At 68.8% G+C, this 14,374-nt stretch carries 9 protein-coding genes and 5 tRNA genes; 4 read left to right on the top strand and 10 right to left on the bottom strand.

Annotation, left to right across the window (positions count from 1 at the left end):
- Positions 1-5: 5 nt before the first annotated feature.
- The 3 genes from AB2385_RS13035 to AB2385_RS13025 all read left to right on the top strand — a co-directional run bounded on the left by AB2385_RS13035 (position 6) and on the right by AB2385_RS13025 (position 3,757).
- Positions 6-1,562: a phosphomannomutase/phosphoglucomutase gene (locus tag AB2385_RS13035; protein WP_367655445.1), complete on the top strand. Its 1,557-nt coding sequence runs from the start codon at positions 6-8 to the stop codon at positions 1,560-1,562.
- Complete coding sequence (locus tag AB2385_RS13030; RefSeq protein ID WP_367655444.1) at positions 1,553-2,920, top strand: Gfo/Idh/MocA family protein; 1,368 nt, start codon at positions 1,553-1,555, stop codon at positions 2,918-2,920. The genes AB2385_RS13035 and AB2385_RS13030 overlap by 10 nt, the downstream gene beginning before the upstream one ends.
- 177 nt (positions 2,921-3,097) lie before the next feature.
- Entirely contained in the window at positions 3,098-3,757 is a 660-nt protein-coding gene (locus tag AB2385_RS13025) for an NUDIX hydrolase (protein ID WP_367655463.1), read from the top strand.
- Between the two features lie 404 nt (positions 3,758-4,161).
- Here the strand turns inward: AB2385_RS13025 and AB2385_RS13020 are convergent, their stop codons facing one another.
- The 4 genes from AB2385_RS13020 to AB2385_RS13005 form a co-directional block, all read right to left on the bottom strand.
- Positions 4,162-6,600 carry an endonuclease MutS2 gene (locus AB2385_RS13020; protein ID WP_367655443.1) on the bottom strand — a complete coding sequence of 813 codons (2,439 nt, stop codon included), beginning with the start codon at positions 6,598-6,600 and terminating at the stop codon, positions 4,162-4,164.
- Positions 6,601-6,894: 294 nt separating this feature from the next.
- Positions 6,895-7,818 carry a peptidase gene (locus AB2385_RS13015; protein WP_367655442.1) on the bottom strand — a complete coding sequence of 308 codons (924 nt, stop codon included), beginning with the start codon at positions 7,816-7,818 and terminating at the stop codon, positions 6,895-6,897.
- A 220-nt stretch (positions 7,819-8,038) separates the two neighbouring features.
- Positions 8,039-8,746: a DUF421 domain-containing protein gene (locus AB2385_RS13010; RefSeq protein WP_367655441.1), complete on the bottom strand. Its 708-nt coding sequence runs from the start codon at positions 8,744-8,746 to the stop codon at positions 8,039-8,041.
- 219 nt (positions 8,747-8,965) lie between these two features.
- On the bottom strand, positions 8,966-10,912 hold the full coding sequence (locus AB2385_RS13005; protein WP_367655440.1) for an ABC-F family ATP-binding cassette domain-containing protein: 1,947 nt from the start codon (positions 10,910-10,912) through the stop codon (positions 8,966-8,968).
- Positions 10,913-11,899: 987 nt separating this feature from the next.
- On the opposite strand from AB2385_RS13005, the gene AB2385_RS13000 reads away from it, so the two are divergent.
- The gene (locus AB2385_RS13000) at positions 11,900-12,781 is read left to right on the top strand and encodes a VOC family protein (RefSeq protein WP_367655439.1); all 882 of its coding nucleotides are present in this window, start codon (positions 11,900-11,902) and stop codon (positions 12,779-12,781) included.
- A 340-nt stretch (positions 12,782-13,121) separates the two neighbouring features.
- Here AB2385_RS13000 and AB2385_RS12995 read toward each other — a convergent pair whose 3' ends face one another.
- From AB2385_RS12995 to AB2385_RS12970, 6 genes are all read right to left on the bottom strand, one after another.
- Complete coding sequence (locus tag AB2385_RS12995) at positions 13,122-13,325, bottom strand: molybdopterin-binding protein (protein WP_367655438.1); 204 nt, start codon at positions 13,323-13,325, stop codon at positions 13,122-13,124.
- A gap of 329 nt (positions 13,326-13,654) precedes the next feature.
- Positions 13,655-13,731, bottom strand: a tRNA-Pro gene (locus AB2385_RS12990).
- Positions 13,732-13,902: 171 nt separating this feature from the next.
- Positions 13,903-13,979 (bottom strand) — tRNA-Pro (locus tag AB2385_RS12985).
- Positions 13,980-14,018: 39 nt separating this feature from the next.
- Positions 14,019-14,108, bottom strand: a tRNA-Ser gene (locus AB2385_RS12980).
- Positions 14,109-14,114: 6 nt separating this feature from the next.
- Positions 14,115-14,190 (bottom strand) — tRNA-Arg (locus AB2385_RS12975).
- A 34-nt stretch (positions 14,191-14,224) separates the two neighbouring features.
- A tRNA-Ala gene (locus AB2385_RS12970) sits at positions 14,225-14,300 on the bottom strand.
- Between the last annotated feature and the right edge of the window lie 74 nt (positions 14,301-14,374).

Here is a 14,374-nt window from a genome sequence, read left to right as displayed (position 1 = left end):
TGGGCATGACAGAGATTACCACCGCACTGCCGGACGTGATCTTTCGTGAGTACGACATCCGCGGTGTATACGGGCAGACCCTGACTGATGAGACTGCGCGCCTCGTGGGCAGGGCGTTCGCCGGGATGGCCCGCGAGCAGGGCTTCCGGGAGGTCCTGGTCGGCCGGGACAACCGCACCTCCTCGCCGGCCCTGGCCCGGGCCCTGATCGAGGGGATCACGGCCGAAGGGCTCGACGTGCTCGACATCGGCCAGGTGGTAACGCCCGTGCTCTACTGGGCCCGCGAGTTCTACGGCATCGAACCAGCCGTGATGATCACCGCCAGCCACAACCCGGCCGACGAGAACGGGTTCAAGCTCTGCCTGGGCCCGGGCACGCTGTACGGCGAGGCAATCCAGGACCTCCGCCGGCGGGCCGTGTCTGTCGCCGCCGGGGCTGCGGCGGCGGCATCCGGGGTTCTTCGGGGCGCGACCCCGACGGGGACAGCCGCAGCGGGAGTCCCGGCTGAAACAGCCACGACGGTGGCTGCCGCTGCGGAACCGGTCCCGGCAGCACCTGCTTCTGCTGCCGCTGCCAGGTCGGGCACGGGCGTGCAGCCCGCCGCCCGGGCCGGCCGGGTACGCCACGCCAACCCCATCCCCGCGTACTGCGAGATGATCACCGGCCGGGTGGCGCTCGACCGTCCCCTCAAGGTGGTGGTCGACGCCGGCAACGGAACCGCCGGCCCCATCGTCCCGGAGCTGTTCCGGGCCCTGGGCTGCGAGGTGATCCCGCTCTACTGCGAGTCTGATCCCACGTTTCCGAACCACCACCCGGACCCGGTGCGGCCCGAGAACCTGGTGGACCTCATCCGCACCGTCCGGGAGACCGGCGCGGACTTGGGCCTCGCGTTCGACGGCGACGGCGACCGCCTCGGCGTCGTGGACGACCAGGGGCAGATCCTGTGGGGCGACCAGCTCATGATCCTCTTCTGGCGGGAGATCCTCCCCCGCTACCCCGGCGCCACTGCGCTGGTGGAGGTCAAGTGCTCGCAGGCCCTGGTGGAGGAGATCGAGCGCCTGGGCGGGAAGCCGCTCTTCCACCGCACCGGCCACTCGTACATCAAGAAAAGCCTGCGGGAGCTGGGCAGCCCCTTCGCAGGCGAAATGTCCGGCCACCTCTTTTTCCGGGATGAGTACTACGGCTTCGACGACGCGCTCTACGCCGGCGCCCGCCTGTGCCGGATCGTGAGCCGCAGCGACCGCCCGCTCTCCGCCCTGTGGGCCGACGTGCCCCGCTACCCCTCCACCCCGGAGGTGCGGGTGGCGTGCCCCGAGGAGTTGAAGGCCACGGTGGTCGAAGGGGTGCGAGAGCATTTCCGGGGCCGCTACGAGGTCCTGACGGTGGACGGCGCCCGCGTGCTCTTCCCCGGCGGGTGGGGGCTGGTGCGGGCGTCCAACACGCAGCCGGTTCTGGTGCTCCGCTGCGAGGGGCGCACCGATGCCGACCTCGAGCGGGCGAAGGCGGAGATGACCGCCGCCCTGCGTCGGTTCCCGGAACTGGGGCCGGTGGAATGGCGGTGACGGACCACCCGTGGGGTGCCGCCTCCAGTGCGAAGACGCCTGTCGTTGCGGGGGCCGGGGGGCACCCCTGGCGCCTGGGGCTGGCCGGCGCCGGGGCGTTTGGACGGTTCGTGCTGACCGCCCTGGCGCCGCTGCCGGACGTGGAACTGGCCGGGGTCTCAGCCCGCAGCGACGTCAGCCGGGCCGCGGCGCTGGCGGCGTGGCGGCGGGCCCGGGAGGAGGCCGGCCTGGCACCCGGCGCCCCTGACGCCACATCGGATCTGCTGGAGCTGGCCCGTCGCGCCGACGTCGATGTCGTCCTGGTGGCCACACCGCCCGACCTGCAGCCGCAGGTGGCGCAAGCCGCGGTTGAGGCGGGAAAGGCCCTGTTCCAGGAAAAGCCGGGGGCGCTCTCCGCCGAACGGCTGCAGGCACTCGCCGCCCTGGCGCGGGAACGGGGCGTGGCCGCCGGGATGAACTTCGTAATGCGGGCCAATCCGATCATCAACTGCGTGCGCCGCTGGTACCAGGCCGGGCTGTTGGGCCTCCCCGAGCGCTGGCACGTCGAGAACTGGGCCGGCGGGGAACTTCCCACCGACCACTGGTTCTGGGACCCCGGACGGAGCGGTGGCGTACTGATCGAGCACGGCGTCCACTTCTTTGATGAGGCCGCCTGGGTGCTGGGCGCCCGGCCGCTGCGAGCATGGGGGGCAGGGTGGCCCCACCCTCGCCGAACGGGGCTGCCCGCCCGGGCGATGGCGGTGGTCGAGTACGAAGGAACGGCCGCCGGACGCCCCTGGCACCTCGTGGCCAGCTTCTACCACGGGTTCGTGCGGTCTGCCGACGAACACCAGGTGCGAGAACTGGGCTTCACGGCGGGCTGGCTCCGCATCGACGACTGGATCCCCCGGCGGCTCACGGGCGAACTTCGCCTCACGCCCGTGGCTGTTCGGGCGCTGGAGGAGATAGCGCGGGCGGAGTTGACTGCATTCGGCTGTGACCCGGCCGTGCGGACGGGTGCGGGGGTTGCACCGCGGGGGCACGACCCGGCCGGGCGTGCGGCGGCCGAACAGGCCGGGCCAGTCAACTCATCAGGGAATCGCACGCTGGCCGGCCAGGCACCCGCTGGCCCGACGCTGCTGGTCCTCCCCCTCGGCGACAACCGGGTCCGGGTTGACATCCATCTGGAGGGCGGCGAACCTCTGTACCGCGAGATGGTCCGCCGGGGCTTCATGCAACTGCGCAGAGCGGCAGCGGGCGCCGGCGAACCGCTGGCGCCGCTGGAGGCCGGTGCGAACGCCCTGGCGATGGCGGAGGCGGCCCGGAGCGAGTCGTGGCAGGACGTAACGACGTCGAACCGCTCGAGTGCGAGTAGGTAGTCCACAGCGCGCATCGGTCGCCGCAACCCCCCATCACTCCGGAACCCACGCCGCTGCTTCTCCGCCGGAGTTAGCGCTGCTACGTTGGGGGAGGCCTTCGGCGTGAACCAACCTGGCAGACGGCGGGTCGACGTGGCGTACGTGCTCATCTTCGATCGCAACACCGAGCGAGTTCTGATGGTGCTCAACGACCACGGTTCCTGGAGCCTCCCCGGCGGGGGGCGAGAGCCGGGTGAGAGCCTCGCGGAAACCGCTCGGCGGGAAGCCCTGGAGGAGACGGGGCTGGAAGCGTGCATCGGACCCGTTGTGCATGTCAGCGAACGCCTGGGCCAGACGCACGATCTCTTCGTCACGTTCCGCGGCGAAATCGTGGGCGGTACGCTGGGAGCCGACCTTCTCAGCGACGTTCGGCAAGTGAGCTGGAAGGACCTCGATGAGGCGCAACGACTGATGCCTTATTACGACGATCTCCGCGGGATGCTGACCGCCTCGCCCCGTACCGAACCAGCAAGGCCGGGGAAGGAGTACGGGGCTGAGCCTGAACCCAACCGAGATCGGCCGGGGTGCGACGACACCCCGGCCGATCGCTGCATGTGGAACTCTTCCGGGGAGCGGCACCGCACATGCAGGTGCCTCGGTTGTGCACTGGGTCGTGGAGTGAGCCTCACAAGACGTGAAACAGCAGAAGCGGCGTGGCATCAGGCCGGCAGGCAAGACCCGAGCGCCTGCCGCCCTGCGGTTTTCCCCGTACCAAATCTTGTGAGGGTGGCAGGCCGAAGGTCGGGGTCAGCGTATGAGGCGGCATGTTCACCCCACGCATCGGATGCCCGTGCGTGAGCTTCACACGATTTGCAACAGCAAAGACCACACCGCAGTAGGCACGCCGGCGCAGCCCGCGTGCCCGATGCGGTGCGGGTTCCCTCGTGTCAAAGCTTGTGAACGTGGGCCAGCACAGTGATGGTGGGGCGGAGCGCCGGCCGAGGGCCCACAATGCGAAGGGGCCTCGCTGGCGCTCGGAAAACGCAGAAAGCCTGCGACCTCCGAACCAGCAAGGCCCGTGCTGCGGCGTTGCCGCCCGCGCAGTTCTCACTTCACCAGTCATGCGGCTCTGACGGAAGCACCCAGTCAACTTCCTCACTCCGGTGACTCCGTCGCCATCATCCAGCCACGTCGCTCCGTGGGACAGCGCCGTCACCGTCGTGCTGGCAACTCGCCCGCCCCTACAGGTCCGCCGCACGCCCTCACTCCTGCAGCTTCGCCACCGTCACCCCGTCGCCGCCCTCGCCGACGCCGCCAAGCCGGTACGAGACCACCCGGCGGTCGGTGCGGAGCGCCTCCGTGATCGCCTTGCGCAGGGCGCCCGTGCCCTTCCCGTGGATGATGCGCACCTGGGGCAGGCCGGCGAGCACGGCGTCGTCGAGGAACTTGTCGACCTTCTCCAGGGCCTCGTCGACCATCAGCCCCCGCAGATCCACCTCGGTGGGTACCTCCTGCGCCTTGGCGGCGGCCAGGCTGCGGTCGCGGGTGCGCACGCCCGGCGCGCCCTTCGCCTTCCCGGCGGGCTGCTCCTCCTCCACCCGCTCCAGGTCGGTCAGCGAGACGGTCATCTTGATGATCCCCGCCTGCACCAGCACGTTGCCCTGCTCGTCAGGCGGAGTGAGCACGTAGCCGCGGGTGTCGAGCGAGATGATGCGCACGGCCTCGCCCGGCTGCAACCCCCGGGGAACCTCCCCCCGCCGCTGCGCCCGCAGTTCCGCCTCGCTGGGCTCCACGGCAGCCCGCGCCCTGGCCAGGCGGCTGCGGGCCGTCTGGATCGCCTGCATCCGTTCGGCCTCCCGCTGCTCCCGCAACGCCTGCTTCAGCTCGCTGATCACCGCCTCCGCCTCGCGCCGGGCGGTGGTCAGGATCTGCTGCGCCTGGACCCGGGCCTTCTCCAGCGTTTCGGCGGCCTTCTTCTTGGCGTCGCCGTAGCGCCGCTCGTACTCGTCCCGCATGCGCTGGGCCTCCGCCCGCAGGCGGTTCGCTTCGGCCCGCTCCTTCTCCAGCTCGGCCCGGGTGGCATGGATGCCCTGAATCAGATCCTCCACCCGCTCCTGCTCCTTCGTGAGGAACTGGCGGGCGCGGTCGACGATATGGGGGGAGAGCCCCAGGCGCCGGGAGATCTCGAACGCGTTGGAGGAGCCCGGCACGCCGATCAGCAGGCGGAAGGTGGGCTGCAGCGTCTGCACGTCGAACTCCACCGAGGCGTTCTCCACGCGGCTGCGGGTGTAGGCATAGGTCTTCAGCTCGGAATAATGGGTGGTCGCCACCGTCTTCGCCCCGCGGGCGTGCAGATGCTCCAGGATCGACATCGCCAGCGCCGCGCCTTCCGTCGGGTCGGTGCCGGCGCCCAGCTCGTCCAGCAGGACCAGCGCCGGGCCGTCCAGGGCGTTCAGGATGCGGATGATGTTGGTCATGTGGCCCGAGAAGGTGGAGAGCGACTGCTCGATGGACTGCTCGTCGCCGATGTCCACGAAGACCTGCTGGAAGATGCCCACCCGGGTGCCGTGGGCCGCGGGCAGGTGCAGGCCCGACTGCGCCATGAGGACGAAGAGCCCCATGGTCTTCAGCGCCACGGTCTTGCCGCCCGTGTTGGGGCCGGTGATCACCAGGGTGTCGAAGGTGATGCCGATGTGGACATCGATGGGCACCACCTTACCCTTCAGCAGCGGGTGCCGCCCCTTGCGGATCTCCAGCAGGGGCTCGCGCACCAGCTCGGGCTCGGTGCAGTCCAGGTCCAGCGAGAGCCGGCCCTTGGCCGAGGCGAAGTCGATCTGCGCCACCGCCTGGAGGGTGTCCATCAGGGCGTCGGCCTCCTGGGCCACCAGGCTCGACAGGCGGGTGAGGATGCGGTTCACCTCTTCCCGCTCCTTCAGGGTCAGCTCCTTCAGGTCGTTGTTCATCTCCACGATGGCCAGCGGCTCGATGAAGAGAGTCGAGCCCGAACTGGACTGGTCGTGGACGATGCCGGGCACCTGCGCCCGGTACTCGATCTTCACCGGGACGACGAACCGGTTGTCCCGGATGGTGACGATGGGATCTTGCAGGTACTTGGCGGCCGGACCCCGCACGAAGGCATCCAGCCGCTCCTTCATGCGGTTCTGCAGGGTGCGCATGGACCGCCGGATGTCGTACAGGGCAGGGCTGGCGTCGTCGCGCACCTCGCCGTGCTCGTCGATGCACTGCCGGATCTCGGCCTCCAGGCGGTTGAAGGTGCCGAGCATCCGCGACAGGGCGGTGAGGATCGGCAGGTCCTCCTGCTCTTCCAGGAACCGCTTCAACCGGCGGCTGCTGGCCGCGGTGTCGGCCACGTCCAACAGGTCGGCGGGCTCCAGCATGCCGCCGCGCACCGCCCGCTGCAGGTACGGACGCAGGTCGTGCAGGCCGCCCAGGGGGATGGAGTGACCGCCCTCGTAGAGCCGGCGCGCCTCGGTGGTCTCGGCCTGGCGGTGCCGGACCTCCAGGAAGTCGGTCGCGGGCGCGAGGGACTCGACGATCTCCTTGCCCAGGGAGGTCGCCGTGCGCTCGGCCAGCATCTCCTTTATCTTGGCGAACTCCAGCGTTCGCAGCGTGCGTTCATCCATGGCGATGTAGTTCCGCAGCTCCTCTCGTCGAAGGGGCGTGGAGAAGGATGGCAGCACTCATGTAGACGTCCAGGAGGATGGATTGTTCCGGAACCGGTGGGCCTCCGCCCGGGTGGGTCGGTGCGGGGCGCATTTCGACCGGAACGGAGGCCGGCACGCGGGCCCGCACCCGCCTGCCGCAGGCTGGTCCACCCTCGACTGCGGGGGCAGCGCCGCTGCCGGTTGGCCTACCCCATTTCGATCCCCCGGTGATGCTCACGGGACGAACTCATCCGGAGGGACGCGTGGCCGCCGCCGGCCTCCTGCTGGATGTGGCCCTCCCTGACACCGGGGCATCCGTTCCGGTCACCGCTACTCCACCACATCCAGGATCGCCGGGGCGATGTCCACCAGCGACCGGATGCGCCCGGCGACCGCCCCGGCCCCGGGGCCGCGCACGATGGTCGCCACCGGGTTCAGGGTGTGCGTCTTCACCGACAGGTCCTCCAGGTTGCCGTGGTCCGACGTGATGATCAGCAGGTGCTCCGGCGGCAGCTCCTCCAGCACCCCCGCGAGGAAGGCGTCCATACGCTCCAGGACCTGGCAGGCCTCCTCCATGTCGCAGGCGTGGCCGGCCTTGTCCGTAAGGAAGTGCTCGTAGAGGGTGAAGTGGTACCGGGCGGCCACCCGGGCGGCCCGGCGACCGGCCTCGACAGGCTCCACCGGGTCCAGGTCATAGCCCATCTCCCGCAGCACGTGGTGGTCGATGTCGAAGCCGACGGCCTCGCCACGCCGGAGCTGGTCGAAGTTCCGGAAGACCGACAGACCCCCGGCCAGTGCGGCCAGGGTCGAGGCCGACGGCCGGTAGCGCCGGTCCTGGGGCTGAGGCCTGCCATTGTTGACCCATTCGAAGAACTCGGGGCGGAAGGCGTTCAGGAACGTGGCCGTGAGGCCCCGTTCCACCACCCTTCGGAAGATCGAGTGCTCCTCCAGGATCGCCTTCAGGCTGGGCGTCGGATAGGCGTGCAGGTGGCGGCCGATGGCCCGGGCGGCGTTCTGCCCGGTAAAGATGGTGGTCTGCCCCGTCGCGCTTTGGGGCAGACCCGGCACGTCGAGACAGGGGTCGGTGGCCACGGCGGCCACGTTCGGGCCGGTGTAAGGTACGGCGCCGCGCCAGAGCGGCTGGCCGCCCAGGAGGGATCGCAGCACCGGCATCTTCGCCGCGATCAGCGGGTTGACCGCCGGGTCGTCGCCACCGAGGCCCAGGCCATCGATGAAGAACAGGAAGACCTTCATGGTGCACCTCCTGCCCACGCGCCTTCCCCATGCGCCGCCCCCACGTGAGGTCCAGTCGGGGGACCGGGCGGCCCTGATGCACTGACGCCCAGGTGAGGTCAGTTGGGGATCCAGTCAGCCCCGAGGTGCGGCCACTCTTGAGGCCGGACCGGGAAGTCCCGGTGCGCGGCCCCCACTTGAAGCCGCCGGAGGGATCGGGCAGCCCCGATGCGCCGCCCCCTCAGTGCGGGCCCTCGGATTTCTCGGTCCCACGCCGACGGGCGGAGCTCCCCGCCCTTTCAGAAAAGCGCCTCTGCGCAGGCCCTCCCGACTCCTCGGCCGCCCGCCGCAGCGCACGGTCGACAGACTCCTCCACCAGCGTCGGCAGGCGCCGGGCGAGGACCCGCTCCACCACCTGCTCCACGTCCCGGGGCGTTGCGGCGTCGAAGTCCCGTTTCAGGATCACGCTGATGCCGCCGGCCTGCTCAATCCAGGCCTCCTTCACCTCCGAGATATCCTCCACTTCCTTGTGGCGCAAGGCGGTCATGAGGTCGGCCATGGAGACGCGTTCCTTCAGAAGGTTTCGCCGCAGCACCCGCCCATCCTTCACCAGCAGGGTGGGAAAGCCCTCGGTCCACCGCTCGAATCCCTTCCAGTAGAGGTTGATCGTCGTAAGGAGCACATGCAGCCCGCCGATAAGCGCCACGGGGATGATCCCGTGCAGGAAGTCCACGTCCAGCTCCCCGATGGGGATGGCCGCCACCTCGCCGATCATGATCACCATGGCCAGGTCGAAGGGTGCCAGGTTGGAGATGGAGCGCTTGCCGGTCCAGCGGACGACGAGCATGACGATGACGAAGGTCAGGACCGTTCGCACCACCAGGACGGGGAAGTGCTGGAAGATCTCTTTCATCCAGTCGGTGGTGAAAATCTGCGCCAGGGTGAGCATGCTCGATTCGCCCCTTTCGCCCGGCCCTGAAGGGCCGCCACCTCTCTAGCATGCCCACCCTGGTCATCGTCTCCCTGACTGTCGCTGCCGTCGACCGCCTTTATCCCTGCTGGCGCCCTGGAGCCCGGACCCCCGGTGCGGCGGAGCACCAAAGGTGCAGTGCGTCCCAGCTATGCCAGCCGGTCACAGCCGTTGTGAATGCCGCCGGCTCTGGCCTCCTTAGTTGCCGGCCGTCTCGGCCAGCTCCTCCCACTCCACGTAGAGCCGTTCCAGCTCGGCCTGGACGGCGTTGTACTCGGCCACCGTCTCGCGGCCCGTGGTGGTCTTGTAGATATCGGGATCGGCCATGCGCACCTCCAGCTCGGCCTTCCGTTCCTCCAGGCGCTGGATGGCGGCCTCGAGCCGCCGTGCCGCCTCGGCGGCCTTGCGCTCCTCCTTGCGGGAGCGACCGCCCTGGCGGCCGGATCCGGCTTCGCCCCGGGACCCGTCCTGCAAGGTCTTCTGCTTCTGACGCCGTTCGCCGCCCTCCGCCCCCGCCGCCTGCGCGGCCAGGAGCGCCAGCCGCTCCTTCTCCTCCCGGTAGGCGGTGTAGTTGCCCTCGTAGACGCCCACGCCCTCGGGAAGGCCGAACTCCCAGATGTGGGTGGCCACCCGGTCGACGAAGAACCGGTCGTGGGAGACGAAGACCACCGTGCCCGGGTAGGCCTGCAAGGCCTCCTCCAGCACCTGCTTGGACTCCAGGTCCAGGTGGTTCGTGGGCTCGTCGAGCAGCAGCACGTTGGCGCCGCTCACCATGAGTTTGGCGAGGATCAGCCGGTTTCGCTCGCCGCCGGAACAGTCGGCGATGCGCTTGTAGGCGTCGTCGCCCGAGAAGAGGAACTGGCCCAGCAGGGAGTGGGCGTCGAACTTGGTGAAGCCAGGCAGTTCCATGATCTCCTCGATGCAGGTGCGGCTGTAGTCCAGGGCGTCCAGGTCCTGGCTGAAGTAACCCCGCTGCACCCCCACGCCCCAGCGGTAGCTGCCGGCGCTGGGCTGCAGGAGCCCGTGGATGATCTTCAGGAACGTGGTCTTGCCGGAGCCGTTGGGGCCTACCAGCGCTACCCGGTCGCCCTTGTGGAGGGTGAGGTTCACGTTCCGGAAGATGGTGCGGTCGCCGAAGGACTTGGTCAGCCCCTCCACCTGGAGCACGTCGTCGCCAGACTCGTAGTCGATGTCGAAGCTGAGCTTCATCGTGCGCTGGCGCACCTGCGGCCGCTCCATCAGCTCCATCTTCTCGAGCTGCCGCTTGCGGGCCATGGCCTGCCCCCTGCGGTTGGCGTTGGCGCGCCACTTCTCGTAGAAGGTGCGCAGCCGCTCAACCTCCCGCTGCTGCCGCTCGTAAGCGCTGAGCAGCGCCTCCTGGCGGCGCTTCTTCTCCTCGAGGTAGTAGGAGTAGTTGCCATAGTAGATGTCGCAGGTGTTGTTCTCCAGCTCCAGGGTGCGGCTGATCACCCGGTCGAGGAAGTAGCGGTCGTGCGAGACCAGGATGGCCGCAGACTTGATCTGCTTGAAGTGCCCTTCCAGCCACTCCACCGCCTGCAGGTCCAGGTGGTTGGTGGGCTCGTCCAGCAGCAGGAGGTCGGGCTCCTGGAGCAGCAGCTTGGCCAGCCCCAGGCGGACCTTCTGCCCGCCGGAGAGAACCTCCACGGGCTTCTCCAAGTCGTCCTCCCCGAAGCCGAGGCCGAAGAGCACCGCCCGCACCCGGGCGGGGGCGTCGTAGGCGCCTGCGGCCTCGTAGAGGGCCGTCACCCGGGTGTACTCGTCCATGATGGCCTGCAGCTCTTCTTCCGACTCGGCCTGGCCCATGCGGGCCTCCAGATTGCGCAAGTCGCGCTCCCACTTCTCCAGGTGGCCAAGCACCGACTTGGCCTCCGCAAACACCGTGCGGCCGGGCGTGAGGTCGGGGTCCTGACTCAGGTAGCCGATGCGGGTGCCGGCGGGGATGATGATCTGCCCCTCGTCGTACTCCGTGCGGCCCATAAGGATCTTGAGCAGGGTCGTCTTGCCGCTGCCGTTGCGGCCCACGAGGGCCATCTTCTCGCCCTCGTTGAGGAGGAATGACACGTCTTTGAACAGCAGGTCCACGCCCCAGTACTTGGCGAGGCCCTGCACGGTGAGAATGGCCATGAAATCGATCGCTCCTTCCGTCGTCCCCACTGTTCTGGCATCGTCGGGTCCAGGGGGACGGCAGGCGGGGGAATGGGCGGCGAACTGCCGGGCCCGGCGGTACCGCGGCGGACGCCGCGCCCCACGCAGCCCCACAAGCATGCAAAGGCCGCGGGCAAGCCTTCCTCCCGCGGCCAAGGATGTGCGGTGACGAGGCTTACCGCCCTGTGTGCCAGTCATGGTCCCGTCCTGCCGTCAAAAGGGCACACTGCCCCCTTGGTGCCTCACGGGCGTTCGGCAGCGACCGGGCTGACCAGCAGCAACAGCATGGCGGTCTCCTCTCCTCCAATTCACAAAGGTTAAATTCATGATATGCCGCCGGGCCAGTCCTGTCAAGCCGACCCACGGGCGGGGGGCCTTATGAGGCGTAGCAGATGAAGATCGCCTCGAGCCTATATCGAACACCTGCACACCCGTTATCCCGGGGACCGCTACCAAGAGGAGCAAGAGGGCGCCCCCGCCGAGCATCGCCAGGCCTGTCAGGATCCCGGCGAAGCGGCAGAGGTGTAGGGCAAGCAGCGCACCCAGCGGCACGGGCCACCGGGAGAGCAGCAGTTGCGCCCGGGTGACGGGGAGCGACGGGTTCAGGAGACCGAACACCTCGCCCGGGCCCACGGCCAGGGGAGCAAGCAGCCGTATCGTCCCGAGTCACCGGCACGTCACACCGTTGAAGACGTTCCGACCATGGCGGCGCTCGTTCAGCGCATCTTGCAGCCTATTAGTATAGTTCTTGGTTATTAATGCTGATAAAGTTTGCTCTCTTTGGAGAGGAACGGGGAGAGGGCCAACCGGCCCGGATGTCTCCCTCTCCGTGATGGGCGCCGCAGGCCGCGCTCTCGTGCGGCCCGAGCCCCTGGAATGACGCTGGCGCCGGGGTCGCGCACGTCTGGCCCCGCAGACTGCTGGCCTGCGGGAGCCGCAACCCCGGCCTGGAGGAGGCGGCAAAGCATGGCTCCCGAGATTCACCCCGAGACACGGTTGGGTCCGGTGCACCTGACGGTTCGTTCCCTGGACCGGCAAATCGACTTCTATCAGCGCGCGCTGGGACTGCAGGTCCACTGGCGGTCGGAGGGCAAAGCCGGGCTGGGGGCCGGCGGCGAGGACCTGCTGGTCCTGTACGAGTCGCCCGGCGCCCGGCGGGCGCCGCGCACCACGGGCCTCTACCACTTCGCCCTGTTGCTCCCCGAGCGCCGGGAGCTGGCCCGAGCGATCGTGCGCCTCGCGCAGCTGAAGGTCCCGCAAGCGCCCACCGACCACCTGATGACCGAGACCACCTACCTCTCCGATCCCGAGGGGAACGGCATCGAACTCTACGTCGACACTCCCGAAGACGGCTGGTTCGGGCAGGAGAACGGCCATTTCGTCGCCCGGGACAAGAACGGCGTGCTGCGCTCGGGCCGGGACCCCCTGGACCTGGACGAGCTCTTCGCCCATCTGCAGCCCGGAGACCGCTTCGACGGCCCGATCCACCCGGCCACCCGCGTGGGCCACATCCACCTGCACGTGGCGGACGTCGGCGAGGCCATGCGCTTCTACCGGGACGTGCTGGGCTTCGGCGTGCAGATCGAGGACGACACGATGGGCTTCGTCTCCGCCGGAGGCTACCACCATCACATCGGCTTCAACACCTGGGTAGGGCCCGGTGCACCCCCACCCCCGCCGGGATCACTGGGGCTGCGCCACTACACCGTCGTGCTGCCCCATCGGGACGAGCTGGCCCGCGTGGCTGCGCAGGTCCGGGCGGCCGGGGTGCCGGCGGAGGAGCGTGCAGACGGCCTGATGGTTGCCGACCCGTCCCGGAACCACCTGCTGCTCACGGCACAGCGGTGATGCGCCCGGCGCGTTCCCGGCTGCGGCTCCGCTGACCCCGCCCGGGATCGCCTACCGGGAGACGCCAGGCAGGCTGGGAGTACGGACTCCTGACGAGCGGGGGACGTGGAGCCGCGCGCACGGGCCTGACGCTCACGGCGCGCTCCAGGACCGCCGTCCGGTCACGTCTGCCACTCACACATGGGCACGACACAAGTGCAGAGGGGATGTGCGCGGCACATCCCCTCTTGGCCTGATGTGGGTGGTGGTCCGAACCCTCCGCTCCGCCGGCCCCGGTCGCACGCTGCGACGGCGGCCCCGGATCTTCTGAGACTGCGGAGCACGGGCCGCTACCCTGGACTTACTTCATGATCGACACCGAGGTGGCCTTGATGAGCGCCGCGACGCTGTCGCCGGGCTTGAGCTCCAGGTCGCGGGCCGAGTCGGCCGTGATCACGGCCGTCATAGTCTGCCCGGTCACATCCAGGGTGACCTTGGCCATCACGCCGTCAATCTCGACCGCCTTGACCGTGCCCTTCAGCTGGTTGCGAGTGCTGAGCTTCACGCTGCTGTACCTCCTTCCGTCACCAACGGCAGTGTCAACGGGATACAGGTCAAGCAGGTGTGAGCGCGCCGGAGGAGAGGTCAGGCGCAAGGCCCGGCAGGTTCGGCACACCCAGACCGCCCGTGCGGTCTCCCCCTACGCCCACACTCGCCCTCTGCCCGCACGGGCGAGAAGCCTCCGGACGCCAAGCCCCTACCAGTTCTCGCAGACCGGAAATCGAACCCCTACCCGAACGCCTCCCCTCAGTGCGCCAGGGCCGTGTACGGGCTTCGCGAGCCGGGCGGACGCAATGCAAAAGAGGGATGTGCCAGGCACATCCCTCTTTGGCTTGGTCGGGGTGACAGGATTTGAACCTGCGACCTCACGGTCCCGAACCGTGCGCTCTACCAAGCTGAGCCACACCCCGGATGAGTTGTGAGCCATGTATCGCACACAGTGAGACTTTGGTGGGTTGTGCACAGCCCGGTGACGGGCCCGCTTGCGAACCGTGAGCCGCAAATGGGTGACACAGCCGCCTGCGCTCCGGCACGGCGACACCTCGCCCCCGGGCTCCACAACTCACCGCCCACCGCGCAGATGGTCGGGCTGACAGGATTTGAACCTGCGACCTCTTCCACCCCAAGGAAGCGCGCTACCAAGCTGCGCCACAGCCCGATACGGAAAGGTCGGGCCGGGGTGTTCCCGGCCCGGCCGTGGCGGAGAGGGTGGGATTCGAACCCACGGTACGGTTTCCCGTACACAGCATTTCCAATGCTGCACCTTAAACCACTCGGACACCTCTCCAGGTGTTGGCGCGCCGGGCAGGATTCGAACCTACGACCACCTGATTCGTAGTCAGGTACTCTATCCACTGAGCTACCGGCGCAAACCGTCCGGCCGTGGTTCAGGCGGCCGGACCTTGGTGGAGCTAAGGGGATTCGAACCCCCGACCTCTTGAGTGCGATTCAAGCGCTCTCCCAGCTGAGCTATAGCCCCACATGCTTGATGAAATTGATGGCGGAGGCGACGGGATTCGAACCCGCGATCTCGGCCGTGACAGGGCCGCATGT

This window comes from Symbiobacterium sp. (assembly GCF_040797425.1).
GTDB lineage: Bacteria > Bacillota > Sulfobacillia > Symbiobacteriales > Symbiobacteriaceae > Symbiobacterium.
This window is presented reverse-complemented; position numbering and strand designations above follow the sequence as displayed.